Annotated in this window: 16 protein-coding genes; 5 read left to right on the top strand and 11 right to left on the bottom strand. The window is 69.6% G+C overall.

Going from position 1 to position 13,736, the window contains the following annotated elements:
* Positions 1-45 precede the first annotated feature (45 nt).
* Positions 46-462 carry a spore wall synthesis regulator SsgD gene (ssgD, locus tag ACZ7IB_RS12815; RefSeq protein ID WP_470912102.1) on the top strand — a complete coding sequence of 139 codons (417 nt, stop codon included), beginning with the start codon at positions 46-48 and terminating at the stop codon, positions 460-462.
* A 131-nt stretch (positions 463-593) separates the two neighbouring features.
* On the opposite strand, the gene ACZ7IB_RS12810 is transcribed toward ssgD, so the two are convergent.
* On the bottom strand, positions 594-926 hold the full coding sequence (locus ACZ7IB_RS12810) for a hypothetical protein (protein ID WP_470912100.1): 333 nt from the start codon (positions 924-926) through the stop codon (positions 594-596).
* A 226-nt stretch (positions 927-1,152) separates the two neighbouring features.
* Here ACZ7IB_RS12810 and ACZ7IB_RS12805 point away from each other — a divergent pair, with 226 nt between their 5' ends.
* Complete coding sequence (locus tag ACZ7IB_RS12805) at positions 1,153-3,444, top strand: ATP-binding cassette domain-containing protein (RefSeq protein ID WP_470912098.1); 2,292 nt, start codon at positions 1,153-1,155, stop codon at positions 3,442-3,444.
* Positions 3,445-3,682: 238 nt separating this feature from the next.
* Positions 3,683-4,657: an acyl-ACP desaturase gene (locus tag ACZ7IB_RS12800; protein WP_470912096.1), complete on the top strand. Its 975-nt coding sequence runs from the start codon at positions 3,683-3,685 to the stop codon at positions 4,655-4,657.
* 124 nt (positions 4,658-4,781) lie between these two features.
* Here the strand turns inward: ACZ7IB_RS12800 and ACZ7IB_RS12795 are convergent, their stop codons facing one another.
* The 3 genes from ACZ7IB_RS12795 to ACZ7IB_RS12785 all read right to left on the bottom strand — a co-directional run bounded on the left by ACZ7IB_RS12795 (position 4,782) and on the right by ACZ7IB_RS12785 (position 6,528).
* Entirely contained in the window at positions 4,782-5,282 is a 501-nt protein-coding gene (locus ACZ7IB_RS12795; RefSeq protein WP_470912093.1) for a tetratricopeptide repeat protein, read from the bottom strand.
* Positions 5,283-5,399: 117 nt separating this feature from the next.
* Positions 5,400-5,654: a WhiB family transcriptional regulator gene (locus ACZ7IB_RS12790; protein WP_470912091.1), complete on the bottom strand. Its 255-nt coding sequence runs from the start codon at positions 5,652-5,654 to the stop codon at positions 5,400-5,402.
* Between the two features lie 73 nt (positions 5,655-5,727).
* Entirely contained in the window at positions 5,728-6,528 is an 801-nt protein-coding gene (locus ACZ7IB_RS12785; RefSeq protein WP_470912089.1) for a VOC family protein, read from the bottom strand.
* A gap of 63 nt (positions 6,529-6,591) precedes the next feature.
* Here ACZ7IB_RS12785 and ACZ7IB_RS12780 point away from each other — a divergent pair, with 63 nt between their 5' ends.
* Positions 6,592-6,810 carry a hypothetical protein gene (locus tag ACZ7IB_RS12780; protein ID WP_470912088.1) on the top strand — a complete coding sequence of 73 codons (219 nt, stop codon included), beginning with the start codon at positions 6,592-6,594 and terminating at the stop codon, positions 6,808-6,810.
* A 63-nt stretch (positions 6,811-6,873) separates the two neighbouring features.
* On the opposite strand, the gene ACZ7IB_RS12775 is transcribed toward ACZ7IB_RS12780, so the two are convergent.
* The 7 genes from ACZ7IB_RS12775 to ACZ7IB_RS12745 all read right to left on the bottom strand — a co-directional run bounded on the left by ACZ7IB_RS12775 (position 6,874) and on the right by ACZ7IB_RS12745 (position 12,750).
* Complete coding sequence (locus ACZ7IB_RS12775) at positions 6,874-7,947, bottom strand: LLM class flavin-dependent oxidoreductase (protein ID WP_470912086.1); 1,074 nt, start codon at positions 7,945-7,947, stop codon at positions 6,874-6,876.
* A gap of 4 nt (positions 7,948-7,951) precedes the next feature.
* Positions 7,952-8,839, bottom strand: a complete 888-nt coding sequence (locus tag ACZ7IB_RS12770; RefSeq protein WP_470912084.1) for an ABC transporter substrate-binding protein — start codon at positions 8,837-8,839, stop codon at positions 7,952-7,954.
* A complete protein-coding gene (locus ACZ7IB_RS12765; RefSeq protein ID WP_470912082.1) occupies positions 8,840-9,598 on the bottom strand; it encodes an ABC transporter ATP-binding protein in 759 nt (252 codons plus the stop codon). It lies immediately after the preceding gene.
* A complete protein-coding gene (locus tag ACZ7IB_RS12760; RefSeq protein ID WP_470912081.1) occupies positions 9,595-10,425 on the bottom strand; it encodes an ABC transporter permease in 831 nt (276 codons plus the stop codon). Before ACZ7IB_RS12760 ends, ACZ7IB_RS12765 begins: the two co-directional genes overlap by 4 nt.
* Positions 10,422-11,444 carry an NrtA/SsuA/CpmA family ABC transporter substrate-binding protein gene (locus tag ACZ7IB_RS12755; protein WP_470912079.1) on the bottom strand — a complete coding sequence of 341 codons (1,023 nt, stop codon included), beginning with the start codon at positions 11,442-11,444 and terminating at the stop codon, positions 10,422-10,424. Before ACZ7IB_RS12755 ends, ACZ7IB_RS12760 begins: the two co-directional genes overlap by 4 nt.
* 21 nt (positions 11,445-11,465) lie before the next feature.
* Positions 11,466-12,488 (bottom strand): ABC transporter substrate-binding protein, encoded by a 1,023-nt coding sequence (locus tag ACZ7IB_RS12750; protein ID WP_470912078.1) that lies wholly within the window; start codon positions 12,486-12,488, stop codon positions 11,466-11,468.
* 151 nt (positions 12,489-12,639) lie between these two features.
* Complete coding sequence (locus ACZ7IB_RS12745; RefSeq protein WP_327271637.1) at positions 12,640-12,750, bottom strand: putative leader peptide; 111 nt, start codon at positions 12,748-12,750, stop codon at positions 12,640-12,642.
* Positions 12,751-12,948: 198 nt separating this feature from the next.
* Between ACZ7IB_RS12745 and ACZ7IB_RS12740 the strand changes: the two genes are divergently transcribed.
* Positions 12,949-13,731 carry an IclR family transcriptional regulator gene (locus ACZ7IB_RS12740; RefSeq protein ID WP_470912076.1) on the top strand — a complete coding sequence of 261 codons (783 nt, stop codon included), beginning with the start codon at positions 12,949-12,951 and terminating at the stop codon, positions 13,729-13,731.
* The last annotated feature ends 5 nt before the right edge of the window (positions 13,732-13,736 follow it).

Below are 13,736 nucleotides of genomic sequence, written 5' to 3'. Positions count from 1 at the left end.
ATCAGTGCCGGGAACCGTTCATCTGGCCGAGAAAGGGAGCAGGTCTTGTCCACCGTTATCGAGCAGTCCGTGCAGGCCCGCATGGTCGCATCCGCACCGCGGATGGAGACCCTTCCCGCCATCCTGCAGTACGACCGGAGGGATCCGTTCGCCGTACGCATGGCGTTCCCCGCGACGGCGACCCTGGAGGGCACCGATGTCTCCTGGGAGTTCTCCCGCGAGTTGCTCGCGGCGGGAGTGGACTCGGCCGCCGGTGTCGGGGACGTGCGCATCAGGCCGTTCGGATATGACCGCACGGTCCTGGAGTTCCACGCCACCGAGGGAATCGCGATGGTGCACGTCCGCACTGCGGAGCTCCGCCGCTTTCTCGCGAGGGCGCAGGAACTGGTGCCGGCCGGCGACGAGCACCGGTTCCTGGATCTCGACCGGAGCCTGACCGATCTGCTCGGCGGGGCCTGCTGACCCCGCGTCGGGCGGGAGGCGATTTCGCACGGCGCAGGTGGCACCGTTGCCCGGCAGGGAATTGGGTGACATCACGGCCGAGGAGGGACGCGCGGGAGTGTGAGCGGTGGGGGGACGAGGTCGGTGCGGGGTCACCGGTGGAGTAAGGCCCAGGCCTTGCAGCCGCCGGGCTGGGTCAGCGCGGGGGTCAGCCCCCAGTCCCCGCCGTGCGAATCGACCGCTGCTGCCGGCAGCCACATGCTTTCGCTGCGGCGTTCGCGGCATTCCTCGGACTTCTCGGCCGAGCCGTGGGACGGGTGCTGGTCGTAGAGGGTGATGCGCAGCGCATCGAACTGCCGGTGGACCCGCAGCAGCATTTCCCGGTCCGGGGTGAACCGGTAGGCGGCCGCGACCAGTTCGGAGGCGGCGAGTACGGCTGTTTCACGGAGTTCCGCGAGGCCGTGCCGGGTGAGGAGTTCACCCACGGCGCTGCGCGCGAGGCCGGCGCTGAAGGCGCCGCCCGGCAGTGCGGGCCAGGGGCTGGTGGGAGGAACATCGCGGACCGTACCGCGCCCCCGTACGCGTCCGCTCCGAGTGCGCCGACAGCTCTGAGCGCTCCGCCGACGGGGGCCGGCCCGGCCCCGCAGAAGATCCCGATCGCCCGGAAAATCCAGACAGAAGCTGTCCGGTATCGCGGTTAGCTTCGGCGGCATGGATCGGAACACGGACCGGAGCATCGTCATCACCGGGGCACGCGCGAACAATCTGCGTGATGTCTCCCTCACCGTCCCCAAGGGGCGGATCACCGTCTTCACCGGAGTCTCCGGGTCGGGCAAGTCGTCGATCGTCTTCGACACCATCGCCGTGGAATCGCAGCGGCAGCTGAATGAGACCTTCACCTGGTTCATCCGGAACAGGCTGCCGAAGTACGAACGGCCCCATGCCGACGCCATCGACGATCTCTCCGTGGCAATCGTCGTCGACCAGAAACCGCTGGGCGGCAATGCCCGCTCCACCGTCGGCACGATGACCGACATCTGGTCCGTGATCCGGGTGTTGTTCTCGCGCTACGGGACGCCGAGTGCGGGCCCGGCGACCTCGTACTCCTTCAACGACCCCGGCGGGATGTGCCCGGAGTGCGACGGTGTGGGGCGCACGGTCCGCCTCGACATCGACCGGGCGATCGACGTCACGAAGTCGCTCAACGAGGGTGCCCTGCTCCTGCCGGGGCTCTCGGTGGGCAGCTGGGAGTGGCAGCTGTACGCCGGTTCGGGACGCTTCGACAATGACAAGCCGCTCGCGGAGTTCACCGAGGAAGAACTTCAACTCCTTCTGTACGGCGGTGGGTTCACCGTCCGGCTGGAGCTGAAGTCGACCTCTGCGGACATGCGGTTCGAGGGGATCGCCGATCGGTTCACCCGGCTCTTCCTGAAGCGGGACACCGAGGCGCTCTCCGAGCGGCGGCGCGAGGCCGCCCGGCGTTTCACGACCGAAGCGGTGTGCGCGTCCTGCGGCGGCGCCCGGCTGAACGCGGCCGCGCTGGCCACCCGTATCGACGGGCTCTCCGTGGCCGACTACGGACGGATGGAGGTGGCCGATCTGGTGGGCGTCCTGGCCGGTATCGACGATCCGGTGGCCGGTCCGATCGCCTCGGCCGCCCGCGAACGACTGGAGCGCCTGGTGGGCATCGGGCTCGGCTATCTCAGCCTGGACCGGGAGACCACCACGCTGTCGGGCGGCGAGGGACAGCGACTCAAGATGGTCCGGCATCTGGGCAGTTCACTGACCGGGCTGACGTTCATCTTCGACGAGCCGAGCGTGGGCCTGCATCCGCGTGATGTCAGCAGGCTGAACGATCTCCTGGTACGGCTGCGCGACCGGGGCAACACCGTCATCGTCGTCGAGCACGACCCGGATGTGATGGCTGTCGCGGACCACATCGTCGACATGGGCCCGAGAGCGGGCACCGACGGCGGACATGTCGTGTTCGAAGGCCCGGTGGACCGGTTGCGCGAGGCGGACACCCTCACCGGCCGGTGCCTGCGCCACCGGACACCGCTCAAGGAGACCTTCCGCTCCCCCACCGGACGGCTGCCGGTGACGGGCGCCGCGCTGCACAACCTCAAGGGCGTGGACGTGGCGTTCCCCGAAGGTGTGCTGACGGTTGTGACCGGGGTGGCCGGATCGGGCAAGTCGACGCTGGTCTCCCGGGTGTTCACGACGGCGTACCCGGACGCGGTGGTCATCGACCAGGGGGCGATCACCGCGTCGTCCCGCTCCACGCCGGCCTCGTACCTCGGAGCACTGGACTCCATCCGCAAGGTCTTCGCCAGGGAGAACGGAGTCGAGCCCGGCCTGTTCAGTTTCAACTCCTCCGGGGCGTGCGGGCATTGCTCGGGCCGCGGCATCATTTTCACCGATCTCGCATTCATGGACCCGGTGACCACCACCTGCCAGGTGTGCGAGGGGCGGCGCTTCCACGACGACGTGCTGAAGCACCGGGTGGGCGGCGCGTCGATCGTCGACGTACTGGAGATGACGGCCGCCCGGGCGGCCGAGCTCTTCGACGACCGGACACTGCTGCGGAAGCTGCGCACGCTCGACGACGTCGGCCTGACCTATCTGACACTGGGGCAACCGCTCAGCACGCTCTCCGGTGGTGAGCGTCAGCGCATCAAGCTCGCCACCCGGCTGCACCGGACAGGCAGCGTGTACGTTCTGGACGAGCCGACCACCGGACTGCACATGGCGGACACCGGCATGCTCGTCGATCTGCTGGACCGGCTGGTCGACGCGGGCAACAGTGTGATCTGCGTGGAGCACAACCTAGAGGTGCTCAAGCGCGCGGACTGGGTGGTCGACCTCGGCCCCGAGGGTGGCAGAAACGGCGGCAAGCTGGTCTTCGAGGGGACCCCGGCGGCGCTGCTCGGCCATCGCACATCGTTCACGGCCGAGTATCTGCGCCGGGATCTGGGGCTGGAGCGTCCCGGCGCCGGCACTTGAGAACACTTTTCCGAGCCCACAGAGCCCGACACGTCCCTCTATTGATGAATATGAGGTGGTTCGGTATGCCCGACAGTCGAGCGGACTGCCAGGCACCACACCCCTCGCGACCTGCGTACATAACGTTACGTAATCGGGCATCGGGGGGGCGGGCTTGGCGATGGCCTTACTGCCGCTTTAACCTACGGTCTCGTAACCTACGTGTCCGTAGGTAATTCTCCCGTCCCCAGGAGTCCCCGTGACGATCACCGCTCCCCACCTCGGCAGCCCGAAGGCGTGGACCGACGCCCAGCTGCTGTACGCCCTGGAAGAGGTGGTGGAGAAGGAGCTCAACCGCCATCTCAAGGTCGCCAAGGACTGGATGCCCCACGAGTACGTGCCGTTCTCCGACGGGCGGAACTTCCCCGGCATCTTCGAGGACGGTGAGGCCTGGCAGGCCGATCAGTCCAAGGTCACCGACATCGGCAAGATCGCGCTGGTCGTGAATCTCCTGACCGAGGACAACCTCCCCAGCTACCACCACGAGATCGCCTCCCTCTTCGGCCGCGACGGCGCGTGGGGCACCTGGGTGCACCGCTGGACCGCGGAGGAGGGGCGGCACGGCATCGTGATGCGCGACTATCTGCTCACCTCGCGCGCCGTCGACCCGGACAAGCTGGAGCAGTTCCGGATGGCGCACATGGCGGAGGGCTTCGAGTCCGACAACCGTCACTCGATGCTGCACTCCGTGGCGTACGTCGCCTTCCAGGAGCTGGCCACCCGTGTCTCGCACCGCAACACCGGCCACCAGTCGGGCGACCCGGTCTGCGACCGCATGCTGGCCCGGATCGCGACCGACGAGAACCTGCACATGGTCTTCTACCGCAACCTCCTCGGTGCGGCCTTCGAGCTCGCTCCGGACCTGACGATGCAGGCCGTGCGCGATGTCGTCGTCAATTTCCGGATGCCCGGTCACGGCATGCCGGGCTTCGAGCGGGCCGCCGCGCAGATGGCGATCGGCGAGATCTACAACATGCGCATCCACCACGACGACGTGATCCAGCCCGTGCTGCGCTACCTGAAGGTCCTCGACATCGACGGCCTGGGTCCCGACGGCCTGAAGGCGCAGGAGGAGCTGGGCCTGTACATGGGCGGCCTGGACAGCGAGGCGGCCAAGTTCGACGAGAAGCTCGCGGCCCGCAAGGCACGGCTGGCAGCGCGCGCCCTGGCCTGACGGCCCGCACGGCTGTCATCGGCCGCCGGCCGGGCCACTGCTCCGCAGTCCTGTCCGGCGGCCGAAGGCCTGTCCGACCCCGATCCGCCGGACGGGCCGTGGGGCACAGCGCCCCGCGCCGGGCTCACATCGTTTCGTGCAAGTCCTGCGCGTAGTGCTCGATCGCCCGTCGATACTGCCGCACATGCGGGTCCTCGCTGGTGGCGGCGAGCAGTCTCAGCAACAGTTGCATGGATTCATGGTGCTCACCGGTGTTGAAGAGCGCCATGGCGAGAAACGTCCGCAGCGCCCCGTCATCGGGGAACCGCTCGACACCGTTGCGCAGCACCTCGACGGCTCTCTCGTACTGCCCGAGCACCCGATGGGTGCTTCCGAGGCCGAGCAGCGCACCCCGGCGGTCCTCCTCCGACAGCCCCGTCCCGTCCAGGCAGCGTTCGTAGAACGGCACGGCCTCGGCTTCCAGACCGAGCACATCGTGGACCCGGGCGGTCTGGTAGGCCACTTCGGCATCGGCGGGGAAGGCGGCGGAGAGGGACAGCAACTGCTGTCGGGCTTCCTCGGGCCGTCCGTCGGTGCGCAGCCGCACCGCCGCTGCGAGCAGAGCGTCCCTGTCGTGATCATTCATGCGGACATCGTCCCAGGCGTCCGGCAGTGCCCGTCCGGCCGGGGAGCCCCGCCTCCTGGAGGTGCGGGTGCGGCCGGTGCCCCGGGCGGCCCGGATCGTTGTGCGGGCAAGGTGAGTTCAGGCCCGCTCGCGACCGGTTCTGCGCAACCGGTCCCGCTCCTTCTCGGAGAGGCCGCCCCATACGCCGAAGCGCTCGTCGTTGGCGAGGGCGTACTCCAGACAGGCCTCGCGCCCTTCGCAGGCGTTGCAGAGCTGCTTGGCCTCACGGGTGGAGCTGCCGGGAGCAGGAAAGAAGAACTCGGGCCCCGCCTGCGCGCACAGCGCTGTCTCCTGCCAGGCGAGCGCGGGGTCGTCCGCGGTGTTGATCAGCATGGAAGTCACAGTGCCCGGTCGCGATAAACGACTGATCAACGCCTCATCAATGCGGCGCGCCGAAAACTTCCGGTCAGCCTTCCGGCGTCTGCGCGCTCTTGATCAGAGCGAATTCCGCCCCGTCCGGATCGGCGACGTTGGCGAACTTTCCCACGCCTTCCATCTCCATCGGTTCCAGCGTCAGTTTGCCGCCCAGCCGCTCCACGTCCGCGACGGCGGCTTCGCAGTCGTCGACCTCGAAGTAGGGCAGCCAGTGCGGCCCGGCGACCGCTTGTGTGGCAACGGCGTTGAGCGGCACCAGACCGCCGAAGCTCGCGCCCTCGCCGCCGCCCTTGGTCCGGATCACCGTATAGGATCCGCCGCCTCCCGGGAACGGCGTCTGCGCGGTCTCCCATCCGAACACGGTGTCGTAGAACGCGGCGGCCGCCGGGACGTCCGGTGTGTACAGCTCGGCCCAGCACAGGGAGCCGGCGACACCCACCACGCCGAGGCCCGGATTCTCCTTCGGCTCCCAGATACCGAAGAACGCGCCCGCCCGGTCCTTGAAACCGGCCATCCTGCCGAAGTCCAGGACATCCATCGGGGCAAACGGCACCTCGCCGCCGGCCTGCTCGACCGCTTTCGCCGTTGCGTCGGCGTCCGGCGACCGGAAGTACACGGACCATGACGGCTTCGCCTGCTCCTCGGTGACCGTCATCGCGCTCCCGGCCGTCTTTCCGTCCAGCATGAACATGCCGTAGCCGCCAGTCTCCGGGCCTTTGGCCAGATACTCCCAGCCGAAGAGACCGGTGTAGAACGCGATGGCCCCGTCGAGGTCGGGCGTGCCCAGATCGATCCAGTTGGGCGCTCCGGTGACAAAACGGGTGGTGAGCATGGCGAGCTCCTTCGATGAGACCCGTTCTTGCGGTGGCAGGGATCCTTCCTGACGTTCCGAGTCTTGCACCGGGCACCGACAACCGCAGCCCGCGGCCTGCGAGCGGGCCGCGCTGCCGTACGCCGTAAGGCGACCGTCGCGCCGGAGCAGGGGCCCGCGCGGCTGGTCCGGCCCGACGGCAGCGCGTTGGCGAACAACGGCACGGTGTGCCGCGGCACGCGTATCCACGTCCGGGAGCGGAGGGGGACGGACTGGTGGGTGCTCGACATCGCCAGGAGCTGACGAAACAGGGCCGATACCGTACGGCGGCCCCCGGCCACCGTACGGAGCATCGGCCGCCGCGTGTCAGCCCTTCACCCCCAGCGCCGGAAGTACCGTCTCCGCCACCCGGTATGCCTCCTCCAGCAGCGGATTGCCGGAGAGGATGAAGGTGTCGACGCCCAGGTCCTCGAACTCCTTGAGGCGTTCGATCACCTGGGCCGTCGAGCCGACGACCGCGGTACCGGGGCCGGGGCGGAAGAGGCTCATGCCCGGCCACATGTTGGGGTGCACCTCCAGTTCCCGTGCGCGCGCGGGAACCTTGCCGCCGTGCTGGCGGAACTGGCGCTGCCAGCCCACGCCGTCCTCTCCCGCGCTCTCGCCGAGCCGGCGGGCGTACGTCGCGTCGCTCGTGACGTCGAGGAGCCGGTCGGCCGCCGCCCAGGCCTCGTCCTCCCTGTCGCGGACGATGAGGTGGAGGCGCAGCCCGATCCTGAGGGTGCGCCCGTACGCGGCGGCGCGCCCCCTGACCTTCTCCAGCTTCTCCTTGAGCAGGTGCGGGGGTTCGCCCCAGGTCAGGAAGGTGTCGACATGCTCGGCCGCCATCTCGATACCGGGGTCGGAGGAACCGCCGAACCAGAGCGGGATGTGCGATTCCTGGACCGGCTTCAACTCCCTGAAGGACGCGCCCGCGTTCTTCAGGTCGTAGAAGCGGCCCTTGTGGTCGAAGACCTCACCTGCTGTCAGCCGCTTCACGATCGACCAGTACTCGGCGCTCAGCTCGTACCGCTCGTCGTGCTCCACGTGGAGTCCGTACTCCTGGAGCGACTTGGTCGAGCCGTTGACGACATTGAAGCGGAGCCGGCCGCCGAAGAGGGTGTCGAAGCTGAGGGCCATCTTGGCGAGGAGGGTGGGCGAGATCAGACCGGGGTGGACGGCCAGCAGCGGCTTGAACGCGGTGCCGGTGGAGGCGGCCAGCGCGCTGCCGAGCGGCCAGACGTCGTACAGGTCGGTGGCGAGCAACGCACCGCTGTAGCCCAGGCGTTCGACCGTACCCGCGAGCTGGGCGAGGTAGCCGAGGTCTACCGGCCGCCGCCCTTCGGGCTCCCAGGGGTAGGCACCTTCGCGCGGGATGATGTACCAGAGGACTTGGGTCGCCATGTCGTCACGCCGCCTTGTCCGCGGCGGCACCGGCCCGGGCACGGGCGACGGTGACCGGCCGGTCGATGAAGCCGGTGCGGTGGAAGATGTCGGCCGCTTCCTGCTGCTCGGCGATGAACGCGTCCGTGACGGGCTCGATCTGCCAGGGCAGGGTGCGCAGCGCGGTCTCCCAGTCGTCGGCGGATCCGCCGAGATCGGCCGCGGCGATCTCGGCCGCCTGGCGGGGATGGGCGGCCGCCCAGTCGTCGGCGCGCTGCAGGGCACGGGTGAGCGCCTCGGTGATCTCGGGGCGGCTCTCGGCCAGGTCGCGGCGGGCGAAGAAGACGGAACGGTCGGTGATGACATCGCCGGTACGGACGAGGGTGCGCAGCCCGCCGGTGCGGCGGGCCGCGGCCAGCTGGGCGCCCTGCGCGACCCAGGCGGCGATGGCACCGGTGCGCAGCAGTTCCTCGCTGTCGTCGTTGCTGCGTACGGCGGTGATGTCATCGGCGTAGGAGAGCCCGGCGTCGTCGAGCGCCTTGGCGATCAGATGGGTCTGCCAGGAGCCGATCGCGAGGTGGACGGTGGTGCCTTTGAGGTCGGTGATCGTACGCACGGGGCTGTCCTCGGGGACGAGGAGCGCGCCGTGTTCGGGGCGCGGGGCGGAGACGGCGGTGTAGACGATGTCGTGTCCGGCGGCCTGGGCGGTGACCGGCGGGGTGGAGCCGGTGCCGCCGAAGTCGATGACGCCTTGGCTGAGGAGTTCGCCGGTGCGGACGCCGTTGGTGTACGGGTGGAAGACGACGCTCTCGCCGAGCGGGGCCAGTTCTTCCTGGGCGAGGCCGAGCCGGGAGAGGTGGTACAGGTGGTAGAGGGACGGGTTGCTGCTGTGCACACCGATGGTGATGGTCATTCAGATCACTCCGACTTCGTTACGTACGGGGGCTGTTGCGGGTTGCGGGCTCATCTCGACCCCGAGGTCGTCGAGGAGTCGTCGGCGCAGGGCTGCGAACGCGGGGTCGCCGGGGTCGCGCGGCCGGTCGACGGTGACGGGATCGTCGGTGATGAGCCGGCCGTCGCGCAGGACGGCGACCCGGTCGGCGAGCCGTACCGCTTCGTCGACGTCATGGGTGACGAGGAGGACGGCGGGCCGGTGCTTGCGGCACAGCTCCCCCACCAGGTCCTGCATCTTCAGCCGGGTCAGGGCATCGAGTGCGGCGAACGGCTCGTCCAGCAGCAGCAGTTCGGGTTCGCGTACCAGGGCACGGGCGAGCGCGACCCGCTGGGCCTCTCCGCCGGAGAGGGTGGCGGGCCAGGCGTCGGCGTGCCGTTCCAGGCCGACTTCGGCCAGGGCACGCAGCCCGTGCTCGGAGCGGTTGCGCGGCAGGGCCACCGTCACGTTGGCGAGGACTTTCTTCGACGGTACGAGGCGGGGTTCCTGGAAGACGACAGTACGGGCCTGAGGGACGAGGACCTCTCCCCCGTCGGCGCCGTCGAGTGCGCCCAGGATGCGCAGCAGGGTCGTCTTGCCGCTCCCGCTCGCGCCGAGCAGGGCGACGAACTCGCCCCGCGCGATGTCGAGTCGGAGGCTGTCGAGCACGGCACGGTCGCCGAAGACGCGGCGCAGTCCCCGTACCCGCACCGCAGGTGAATGAGTGGTCTGATCGGTCATCGGGCGGCTCCCTGCGGGGTCCGCCAGGGCATCAGCACGCGTTCCAGCAGCCGTACGACGATGTCGGCGGTGAGTCCGAGCAGCCCGTAGATGAGGATGCAGACGGCGAGGATGTCGGTGCGGGCGTAGCTCTGTGCCTGGGACATCAGATAGCCGATGCCGGCGGTCGCGTTGATCTCCTCGGCGGCGATCAGTGCGATGACGCTGAGTGTCATGGAGAGCCGCAGCCCGGCGAGCAGGGACGGCAGGGCTCCGGGAAGGACGACTTCGCGTACGAGAGCGAGCCGGCCCATGCCGAAGCTGCGCATGGCTTCGATGAGCTTCGGGTCGGTGTTGCGCACCCCGCTCGACGTCGACACATACATCGGGAAGGTGGTGGCGACGGCGATGAGCAGGATCTTCGCGGTTTCGTTGATCCCGAACCAGACCATGAACAGGGGCACCAGGGAGAGGAACGGGATGGTGCGCAGGGTCTGGAGGGAGGAGTCGAGGAGTTCGTCGCCGAGGCGCGTGAATCCGGTCGTGATGCCGAGGGTCAGCCCGGCCGCGAGCCCGATGAGGAGGCCGAGTCCGGAGCGGGTGAGGGAGGTGGTGAGCGCGTCGGGCAGCTGCCCGTTGCCCCACAACTCCCCTACCGCACGCAGCACTTCGGCGGGCGAGGCGAGTACGTCCGGGGCGAGGAGCCCGGTGGCGGACGCCGCCCACCAGAGTGCGAGGAGGGCGAGGGGGCCGAGTGCCCGGACGGTCACGGAGTAGGTCCGGCTGCGGGCCCCCATTCGCTGGGGGCGTGGCCGGACGAGGCCCGGATGCAGGGTGGTGTCGCTCATTTCAGCTTCTCGATGTCGAGGAGGTGGGCGGCGACGTCGACCTCGGCCGGGGTGACCTTCTGCTCTGCGTAGAAGGCGGCGACGGCCTCGAAGCGCTTGATGTCCTCGGGCCCGATGGGGCCGACCGTGCCGCCCTTGCGGGTGAAGTCGCTCTGGACCTCCTTGGCCTTGCCGGTGACGGCGGTCGGTCCGACGTCCGTGAAGACGTTCAGGTACGCGGCCGGGTTCTGCTTCTCCTTGGCGCCGGCTTCGTGGAGGTACTGGTAGAGCGCCTTCACGGCCTTCGGGTGCTGCTCGGCGAAGCCCGTGCGTACGGCGTTGAGGCTGTAGTTGTCGGAGCCGATCGCGGCGCCGTCGGCGACGAAGTGCGCCTTTCCGCTGCCGATTTCAGCAACGGCGTAGGTCGCCCAGACGGACCAGGCGTCGACCTTGCCCGCGTTGAAGACGGCGGCTGTCTGGTCGGGCCGCAGATAGACCCGCTTGACCTTGTCGGCGGGGATACCGGCCTTGTCGAGGGCTTTCAGCAGCAGATATTCGCCGGTGCCGCCCTGGTTGACGGCGACTTTCCTGCCAACCAGATCGGCGACCGATTCGATGCCGGAACCGTTCTTGACGAGGATTCCTTCGCCCGCCGCGTCCGGGGCGACCGCGGTGAAGAACTTGAAGCCGGGGCGCTGGGCGAGCGAGGTGATGCCGGAGGTGATGGAGCCGGTGGCGATGTCGAGCTGGTCGGCGTTCATCGCCTGGGCAGCGGGGGCGAACGGCCCGGCGCTGCCGGTCCACCGCACCTTGGCGCCGGCCTTCGCGAGTGCCTTGTCGAGACTGCCGTCCTTCTTGCCGAGGGCGAGCACACCGGAGTTGCCGGGGTCGGGGATGCGGATGTCCACCGTGCCCTTGGCACCGGAACCGCTGCTGCCGCTGTCGGCCTCGGAGGTGCCGCAGGCGGTGAGGGCGAGGAGTGCGGTCACCGTGAGGAGCGCGGGGGCGATGGTCGTACGCAGTGGCCGGGGAAGGTTCATGGTGTCGGGGGTCCTCATGGCTCAGGGGGCAAGAAGCGGGGAGACGGCGCGACGGGAGACGGTGAGTGCGGTGGCGCGGCGCAGTGGCTCGGGGTCGGCCCAGGCCGTGACGTCGACGGGTTCGGGCAGGAAGCCGTGGGCACGCAGCCCGGCCTCCTGCTCGGCGAGAAGGGCGAGGCGTTCCGGGGAGAGGTCGGGGTGGAGGTTGAGGTGGGTGCCCGGCCGGTAGGCCCCGGCGACTCCGTCGGCGCCCGCCCCGGTTTCGGCGCCGAGGATGCGGGCGACCTCGCCGGGCTGTCCGGTGGCCCAGTCGGCGGCCCTGAGCAGGACGGCGAGGAAGCGGTCGACGAGGTCGGGGTGGTCGTCGAGCAGCTGCTGGTGGACGGTGATGGGGCGCGGGGTGCCGTTGTTGATCCGGAACCGGCGGTCGGCCAGCTCGTCGAGCTCGACGGCCACCTCGGCGCCCGCCCGCCGTGCGGCCTCGACGGCCAGCGCGCCCTTCACATACACGGCATCGACGTCACCGTGCCGCAGCGCCGCCAGCTCGGCGGCCCACTGGCCTTCGTATTCCGAGGCGGGTACGTCGACGACGGTGGCGTCGTCCAGTGCGAGTCCGGCGCAGGCGAGCGCGCCCTCGAAGCCGCGCAGTGCCATGGCCCGCCAGAAGTCGATGGCGATGTCGTGCACGGGAACGGCGAGCCGCAGCCCGCGCAGGGCGTCGACGCCCCGGATGCCGGAGCCGGGCCTGACCAGTACGGTCTGCCGTTCCTCGATCCAGGTGAGACCGATCAGCCGCGTCCGCTCGCCACGCGAACGGGCCCACAGGGCAGGGACGTTGCCTCCTTCGCGGAAGAGTCCCGGTAGCGCGTGGGTGAAGTGGGCGGCACGGTCGGCATCGGGCGCGGAGTCCTGGAGAGAGCGCACCATGATGCCGTCGGGCGCGAACTCTTCGGTGAGCCACAGCCGGTCGGCGGCGATGCCGGTCGCGGTGGGTACGGGACAGCGGGTGAACCAGAGTGTCCGGGGCAGGACGGCATGCGTCATGGAGTCTTCCCGAGGGGTCGGCGAAAGAGATGGAGTCGTGGCGTGTGGCACGTACGTCAGGGGTGCGGGCACCACGTACGGCGAAAGAGCTCCGGGCCGCGTCGGAAACGCTGCGGGAGAAAGGAATGGAAAGCGGGGGAAGGGAAGAGGGTCAGCGACAGGCGGCGCTGGAGACCCGCGCCAGGTCGATGTGACGGCGCAGCGTCAGGGCGAGCAGGACCGGAGCGGCATGGGCGGGGGTCGCGGTTCGGCGGCCGGCCATGGCACTACTCCCTTCTGCTCGGCGGTGGTGACGTGCGGCAGCCTGCCACGGACTCGCCTCGACTCACAACTCGCTTCCCATGATGTGGGATTGAATGTGAACAGACTGTTTCACAGCCCCGGATTCCGGCTTCTCAACTCCCGTAATGTGGCAACTACATGCCCCGCCTTCCCCTTCGCGAGCGGAGAGTGACCTGATATGACCGAGGCCGCGACAGTGCGTGCTCCCGGCGGAGCGCAGGCGGTACAGCGCGCCCTGGACGTCCTGCACTGCTTCCACGACAACGGCCCCGACCTCAGCGCCTCCGACCTCGCCCGCCGCCTCGGACTCTCGGTCTCCACCGCGCACCGTCTGGCCCGCACCCTGCTCGGCGCCGGCTTCCTTGAGCAGGACGGCCGTACGTCCCGCTACCGGCTCGGCCCCGCCGTGACCGAACTGGGCCGGCTCTCGTACCACCAGCGCGGTCTGCATCTGGCCGCCCCGGAGCTGACCGATCTCGCCGAGCGCACCGGCGCCACCGCCGACCTGGCACTGCGCAGCGGCCCCCACGCCGTGATCGTCGCCGGGGGTTCGGTCACTCCGAAGACGGGACTGCGCAGGCCACTGCACTCCACCGCGCTCGGCAAGGTGCTGCTGGCCTGGGCCCGGCCGGGCGAGGGCGGACCCTCCTCGCTCCCTCCGCTCCCCGCGTTCACCGACCGCACGATCATCGAACCGGCCGCACTGGAGGCCGAGTTGGCGAAGGTACGGACCGACGCCTATGCGCTCAACGACGGCGAGTCGGCGTACGGGGTACGGACCCTGGCGGTCCCGGTGCTGGACGGCGCCGGGTATGCGCGCTTCGCTCTCGCCGTCCGGGCCACGCCGTCGGTGATCACAAAGGCGCGCACCGAGTGGTTCCTGTCGCAGGCCCGCTCCTGTGCGCGGGCCCTGGAGGTCCTGCTGCTGTCCCCGGCGGAACGCCGACCGCCCACGCCCTGAACCCA

It is taken from the genome of Streptomyces sp. NPDC037301, from assembly GCF_055602785.1.
The sequence above is the reverse complement of the archived record's forward strand: the minus strand, read 5'-3'. Positions and strand labels throughout refer to the sequence as shown.

What these genes read in the sequence shown, in the direction of transcription:
- ACZ7IB_RS12805 (WP_470912098.1), top strand. Translation starts at nt 1,153, where the DNA reads ATGGATCGGAACACGGACCGGAGCATCGTCATCACCGGGGCACGCGCG.
- ACZ7IB_RS12795 (WP_470912093.1), bottom strand. Translation starts at nt 5,282, where the DNA reads ATGAATGATCACGACAGGGACGCTCTGCTCGCAGCGGCGGTGCGGCTG.
- ACZ7IB_RS12790 (WP_470912091.1), bottom strand. Translation starts at nt 5,654, where the DNA reads ATGCTGATCAACACCGCGGACGACCCCGCGCTCGCCTGGCAGGAGACA.
- ACZ7IB_RS12785 (WP_470912089.1), bottom strand. Translation starts at nt 6,528, where the DNA reads ATGCTCACCACCCGTTTTGTCACCGGAGCGCCCAACTGGATCGATCTG.
- ACZ7IB_RS12775 (WP_470912086.1), bottom strand. Translation starts at nt 7,947, where the DNA reads ATGGCGACCCAAGTCCTCTGGTACATCATCCCGCGCGAAGGTGCCTAC.
- ACZ7IB_RS12770 (WP_470912084.1), bottom strand. Translation starts at nt 8,839, where the DNA reads ATGACCATCACCATCGGTGTGCACAGCAGCAACCCGTCCCTCTACCAC.
- ACZ7IB_RS12765 (WP_470912082.1), bottom strand. Translation starts at nt 9,598, where the DNA reads ATGACCGATCAGACCACTCATTCACCTGCGGTGCGGGTACGGGGACTG.
- ACZ7IB_RS12760 (WP_470912081.1), bottom strand. Translation starts at nt 10,425, where the DNA reads ATGAGCGACACCACCCTGCATCCGGGCCTCGTCCGGCCACGCCCCCAG.
- ACZ7IB_RS12755 (WP_470912079.1), bottom strand. Translation starts at nt 11,444, where the DNA reads ATGAACCTTCCCCGGCCACTGCGTACGACCATCGCCCCCGCGCTCCTC.
- ACZ7IB_RS12750 (WP_470912078.1), bottom strand. Translation starts at nt 12,488, where the DNA reads ATGACGCATGCCGTCCTGCCCCGGACACTCTGGTTCACCCGCTGTCCC.
- ACZ7IB_RS12745 (WP_327271637.1), bottom strand. Translation starts at nt 12,750, where the DNA reads ATGGCCGGCCGCCGAACCGCGACCCCCGCCCATGCCGCTCCGGTCCTG.
- ACZ7IB_RS12740 (WP_470912076.1), top strand. Translation starts at nt 12,949, where the DNA reads ATGACCGAGGCCGCGACAGTGCGTGCTCCCGGCGGAGCGCAGGCGGTA.